The 5985-nt window shown below is 46.5% G+C and carries 6 protein-coding genes; 5 read left to right on the top strand and 1 reads right to left on the bottom strand.

Going from position 1 to position 5985, the window contains the following annotated elements:
• The 4 genes from A3735_RS11545 to rsmA all read left to right on the top strand — a co-directional run.
• The coding region (locus A3735_RS11545) for an LPS-assembly protein LptD (protein ID WP_068638099.1) at positions 1 to 2020 on the top strand (2020 nt) is incomplete at its 5' end.
• Between the two features lie 95 nt (positions 2021 to 2115).
• A complete protein-coding gene (locus tag A3735_RS11550) occupies positions 2116 to 3402 on the top strand; it encodes a peptidylprolyl isomerase (RefSeq protein ID WP_068511090.1) in 1287 nt (428 codons plus the stop codon).
• A 2-nt stretch (positions 3403 to 3404) separates the two neighbouring features.
• Positions 3405 to 4397: a 4-hydroxythreonine-4-phosphate dehydrogenase PdxA gene (gene pdxA, locus A3735_RS11555; RefSeq protein WP_197470102.1), complete on the top strand. Its 993-nt coding sequence runs from the start codon at positions 3405 to 3407 to the stop codon at positions 4395 to 4397.
• A 42-nt stretch (positions 4398 to 4439) separates the two neighbouring features.
• Entirely contained in the window at positions 4440 to 5243 is an 804-nt protein-coding gene (gene rsmA, locus A3735_RS11560) for a 16S rRNA (adenine(1518)-N(6)/adenine(1519)-N(6))-dimethyltransferase RsmA (protein WP_068511087.1), read from the top strand.
• An 18-nt stretch (positions 5244 to 5261) separates the two neighbouring features.
• Here rsmA and A3735_RS11565 read toward each other — a convergent pair whose 3' ends face one another.
• Entirely contained in the window at positions 5262 to 5651 is a 390-nt protein-coding gene (locus A3735_RS11565) for a hypothetical protein (protein WP_068509196.1), read from the bottom strand.
• A gap of 105 nt (positions 5652 to 5756) precedes the next feature.
• On the opposite strand from A3735_RS11565, the gene A3735_RS28895 reads away from it, so the two are divergent.
• On the top strand, positions 5757 to 5985 hold a 229-nt coding region (locus A3735_RS28895; RefSeq protein ID WP_156499630.1), incomplete at its 3' end, for a DUF4158 domain-containing protein.

Raw genomic sequence — 5985 nt, forward strand, 5'->3', positions numbered from 1 at the left:
CATTAACAAAATTAGCCAGACAGCTGAACTTAAAGGCGACATCGTACTAAGCAGCCCCGATCTGATACTAAAAGGTGACAGCGCAACGGTAAATATGACCAGCGATAGAGTTTCGGTCATCAATGCCAGCTTCTCGAACCCCAAAACTTCAATTAACGGCAAAGCTTCAGAAATAACACGGGCAGACGAAAATACGCTGCTCATTCATGATGGCTTATTTACCAGCTGTCCGCCCGAGAAAAGAGACTGGGCCTTCGCTGCAGAAAACATTTCTCTCAATAGAGAAGAAGGCTTCGGCCAAGCAAAAAACACCCGTTTTCTGATTAAAGATACGCCTGTGATGTACATTCCCTGGTTTTCGTTTCCGATCGATGACCGCCGTAAGTCGGGCTTCTTATATCCTTCATTCGGTACCTCAAATACAGAGAACGGCATATTTCTATCGACCCCCTATTATTTTAACTTAGCGCCCGACTACGATGCGACGTTTACGCCCAGCTATGTTCATGGCAGAGGGGTACATTCCGATCTAGAACTTCGGCATGCTAGCACTTATACCAATAGCGAGCTCAACTTAGGCTACATCAGCAAAGACAAGTTCTATAATAGCGAGCAGAAAGCAATCGGCCCAGATGACACGGACGCTCGCTGGGGCCTCAGCTTTAGTCAGGATATCAATGCGCATCATGACGGCTGGTATGGCACGCTCAAATATAGCCAGATCAGCGACTTTGACTACCTGGATGATTTGAACCAGGGGCTGAATATAAACCGAAGTGATAACCTTGATCGAAGGGCTGAACTCCATTATTCAGAGGATAACTGGCGATTCAGCTTCTTGATGCAGCAATACAAAAGTATCGATGAAACACTGCTGGCAAGCGAACAAGCTTATCAACGCTTACCTGAACTAAATTATCAATTCGGTTCTATCTACAAACAACTGCAACTCGACTGGCACAGCCAATATGTCTACTTCTATCGTGACCAGGAAGGTCTCGTCGGGGATGAACGTATTATAGGCTCACGCGTTCGACACCAGCCCAAGGTATCATTGCCTTTATCTAAGAGCTGGGGCTATATCAGCCCATCTGTAAGTATCGACCATACCGACTACTTTCTTGAAGATTATACGCCTGTCGACAATAATATCTCTCGCACCATTCCAATTTATGAACTTGATGCGGCTTTATTCTTCGACCGAAGTTCTTTATTCAGTGAAAGCCAATTCTTCAAGTCATCCACGATTCGCCACAGCTTGGAACCACGAGCTTACTATGTGAATGCCAAGAGCGTAGACCAAGATGCTCTTCCTAATTTCGACAGTACCTTACCTAGCTTCAACTATCAGCGACTGTTTAGTCCCTATCGCTTTAGTGGCGGTGATCGAGTCGGTGACAATAACAGCCTGACGATAGGTATCACCAATCGTTGGACCGACATGCAAACTGGGCAAGAGAAAGCTATTGTCAGCATTGGCCAGGTTTACCACTACGATGATCGCGAAGTTGGCATAAATGGCGTTGGAGAGGCCGACCGCAAAGACTCCCTGCTGGCGACCGAGTTTATCTTCCGTCCCTATCCAGGTGTAGAGCTGGCAACGAGTGGTTTATGGGATGCCAGAAACAACCAGACCCAGGAAGGCAATACGAGTTTGCACTTACACAGTCAAGACTACCGTCATGTGCTGAATTTCAGCCATCGCTATATCCAGGGTGAGCTAGAGCAAATCGACACCTCTTTTATTGCGCCTATTTATCCTCAAACCAGTCTAATAGGCCGTCTTCGTTACGACCTTGAGGAAGAGCGCAGCATTGGTTCGCTTGCAGGCATTGAATATAGTAGCTGCTGCTGGCGCGTTCAATTGCTAAGTCAATCTTATCTAGATAGTGATAGCGAAGTCTTACATGGGTTTTTGTTCCGTTTTCAACTAAGTGGTGTTGGCGGTTTTGGACAAAGTACCCGTAGAATGGATCAACATATTCCGGGCTATGCGGCCCGAGAAGAAATTTTAAATTAGAGTTATTTATAGTTATGGCGATGTTTACTCACACCCACAAAAAATCACCTTCAATTCTGAGCCTATTATTTAGCACCCTACTAGGACTTAGCTGTATGGCCTCTGTGGCTCATGCTGAAGAAAACTCTAGACCTGAACTGAGGCCAAATGCAGTACTTCTAGACAAAGTCATCGCCATTGTCGATGACGATATCGTGATGCAGTCTGAGCTAGCCCAACGTGTAAACTCGATCACTAAACGCTTACAGCGCCAGAATACCCCTCTTCCCTCGTTGTCAGTTATGCGACAGCGTGTGCTTGATCAATTAATTCTTGAAAGCATCCAGCTACAAATGGCAAATCGTACCGGTATTCGTATTGGTGATGCCCAGCTTAATACCACTCTAGAGAATATCGCTCGTTCGAATAACATGACGCTCTCTCAGTTTGAAGCGCAACTTGAGCTAGAAGGCGACACCTACGCCAGTGCTCGTGAACAAATACACCGGGAAATGGTCATCTCCAGAGTTCAAAAAAGACAGGTTGACCAACGCGTAAGAGTCACCGAGCAAGAGGTTCAAGCATTCTTAGCCTCAAAAGAAGGTCGAACACAATCTGGCCTTGAGTACTTGATTGGCCATATCTTAATCGCACTCCCTGAATCAGCAGATAAAGAACAAGAAAGAGTAGCGCTAGATAAAGCAAACAACATTCTTAAAGAACTCAAGGCAGGTGAAGATTTCCAGAAAACGGCTGTTGCGCAATCTGACGGTCGCCAAGCACTTGAAGGCGGTGTAATTGGCTGGCGTAAAGAAAGTGAGCTACCAACTATCGCAGCTGACATCATACCCAGTTTGGCCATTCAGGAGCCCTCATCACTTATTCGTACCGGAAGTGGCTTCCACATTGTTACCGTGCTAGATAAACGCGGTGGTCAGGAAAAGCTAATTGAGCAATCGCAAGTCAGACATATTCTGATTTCACCAAGCGAGATTAGAACTGAAGAAGAAGCAAAAGAAATCATCTACAAACTTCACGAACGCCTACTGGGTGGAGACGACTTTGCTGCCATAGCCAAGTCCAATTCAGATGACCCGGTTTCCGCTATTGATGGTGGTAATCTTGATTGGGTTAATCCTGGTCAAATGGTTCCTGCTTTTGAACAAACAATGACTCAGACAAACGTAGGCGAGTTAAGTGAGCCTTTCCGTTCTCAATTTGGCTGGCACATCCTTCAAGTAACAGAGCGACGCGTGAAAGATATGGCAGAGTTGATTCAGAATAACCAGGCTCAGCAAACCCTACATCGCCGCAAATTTGAAGAGGAGCTATCCAACTGGCTGCTCGAAATAAAGGGCGAAGCTTATATCGAAATTAAAGAAGAGTTTGCAGAAGAATCCTAAGCATGGCCGAGAATATTTCTAACGCCCCTCCTGTACTGGCACTCACGCCTGGTGAGCCAGCCGGTATTGGCCCTGAATTAGTCATTCAACTAGCGCAAAGCGAGCTAGCCTGTTCACTGCTTATTTTTGCTGATAAGCAAATGATGGAAGAACGGGCGGCACTCTTGAATCTTGGCTTCTCAGTAAAAGATTGGCAGGAGTATTCTCGGCAAAATGAACCTGGGCTATATATTCAACACGTCTCGCTCGCTCGCCCTTGCCAAGCCGGTCAGCTCAATGTGGCCAACGCCTCCTATGTCGTTGAATGCCTTGACCAGGCGATTGATGCTTGCTCATCAGGTCGTGCCGATGCCTTGGTTACTGCCCCCTTACACAAAGGCATCATCAATGACTCGGGTACTGCTTTCACAGGGCACACCGAACACCTGCAAATGCGATGCGGCGTTAGTAAAGTTGTGATGATGCTAGCAAGCCCTCGTATGAAAGTGGCACTAGCAACGACTCATCTTCCTTTAGCAGAAGTTAGTCGTAATATTACCCCTGACAACCTGAAACAGGTCATTCAGATTCTCATTGACGACCTGAAGAGCAAGTTTGGTATCAAGCAACCACGTATTCTCGTGGCAGGCTTAAACCCTCATGCAGGTGAAAACGGCCATATGGGCAGGGAAGAAATCGATATTATTGCGCCTGTTATGGCAAGCTTTAAGAGCCAGGCAGAATTACTAGGCCCCTTACCTGCCGATACCTTATTCAATAAAAAATACTTAGAAGAAGCCGATGCAGTACTGGCCATGTATCACGATCAGGGCCTACCTGTGTTAAAGTTCGATGGCTTTGGTGAGTCGGTCAATATTACGCTCGGCCTGCCGATCATCCGTACTTCAGTAGACCATGGCACAGCACTAGATCTCGCTGGCAGCGGGCAAGCAGATGTCGGTAGTTTGAAAACGGCCGTAGATATCGCTTTGCAAATGGCGTCCGCTCAAGGCTAAACAAACAGTTTAACACCCAAAATTCAAGAGAAGGCAGGCAAGATGGCTAAACACAATCAGAAAGCAGGTCACCAGGCTCGTAAGCGCTTTGGTCAAAACTTTCTTCATGACGACGCAGTCATCAGCCGAATCATTAGCGGCATCAACCCCCAACCTGATGATCGTTTGGTAGAGATTGGGCCTGGTCTTGGTGCGCTTACTGAACCCTTGCTTGAGGCAAGCGAAGGAAATCTCCAAGTCGTAGAGCTTGATCGTGACTTGATCCCTATCCTGCGCACAAAATTCTTTAACTATCCCGACTTCGTCATTCACGAATCAGATGCCTTGAAGTTCGACTTTGATCAACTGGCAGATGACGAACATAAGTTAAGAATCGTCGGCAACCTGCCTTATAACATATCAACACCGCTCATCTTTCATTTGCTGGAAAGCATTACTAACCTGAAAGACATGCATTTTATGCTACAAAAAGAAGTAGTAGAGCGTATGGCTGCAGCACCGAGCACTTCACACTATGGCCGCTTGGGTATCATGACTCAGTACTATTGCCGTGTTCAACCACTGTTTATTGTCGGCCCTGAATCATTTGACCCGGCACCAAAAGTTGAGTCAGCCATTGTCCGCCTGGTTCCGCATGCTACGCTTCCTTATCCTGTTGAATCGGTAGAGCGTCTTCAGCATATTGTACGCACAGCCTTCACTAAGCGTCGTAAAACTCTACGTAATGCGCTCAGCGGCGCAGTAGAACCTGAAGCACTTGAGGATTTGAATATCGATGCAGGGCTGCGACCAGAGAACCTGACGGTGGAACAGTTTACTCAGTTAGCGAATTGGAAAAAGTACTAAGAACTAGCTCTCTAAGCCTTACCAAGGCAGAGGCTCAACTCTTGATTGCCAATGCATCGTAGCCAGGTCATCTGTTAAGACCTCTGTTTGCGCCACTACCTTTCGCCAGTAGCTTATTCGCTCTTGGTCACTTAGATTCAAGAAGTCATGACGATCAGGGATTTTCTTATAAGGCAGGCTGGCCACAAATTCTTCTGATGGCACCAGCATAATCGTCTTGGCGTAGTTTGCTTTGCTCGGTTTTCGCCAAGGTCGATATTGATTGATCCAGCCCTTGTCAAACCAGCCCGGCACCGGAATATTCGCAAAGTGTGGAAACAGAACAAAACCATCTTTAGGCAACAAAGGTAAGTCAAAAGCATAATCTGTAATGCCCCCATCTTGGGGTCCTAGGGATTTTGCCTCCATATATCGCAAAACCCTCTGAAGCTCCCGTCTGCCGTGGCCTGTAGAGGGCTATTAATTTCTAATTCACCAAAAATTTGTTATCTTCTTTGACCTTTAGGTCAAAGAATGAGCAGAGACAAACGGCTATCAATTCTCACTGCCGCGGAAATCGAGGATTTATACAGCGTTCCTTCCTTCAACGAGTCTTATCAGCGGTTTTACTTCGCGCTAAATGATAAAGAACTTGCGGAGCTATCCAGAATACGGCAACGCAAGTACCGTTGTGTTGCCGTTGCATTGTTGGGCTACTTCAAATGCAAACCGATCCTGCTCAACCCGAGTTATAAATCCATGC

This window comes from Oleiphilus sp. HI0061 (genome assembly GCF_001635675.1).

Bases quoted from the DNA above. Each gene is read 5' to 3' on its own strand.
- pdxA (WP_197470102.1), top strand. From the start codon at position 3,405: ATGGCCGAGAATATTTCTAACGCCCCTCCTGTACTGGCACTCACGCCT.
- A3735_RS11565 (WP_068509196.1), bottom strand. From the start codon at position 5,651: ATGGAGGCAAAATCCCTAGGACCCCAAGATGGGGGCATTACAGATTAT.
- rsmA (WP_068511087.1), top strand. From the start codon at position 4,440: ATGGCTAAACACAATCAGAAAGCAGGTCACCAGGCTCGTAAGCGCTTT.
- A3735_RS11550 (WP_068511090.1), top strand. From the start codon at position 2,116: ATGGCCTCTGTGGCTCATGCTGAAGAAAACTCTAGACCTGAACTGAGG.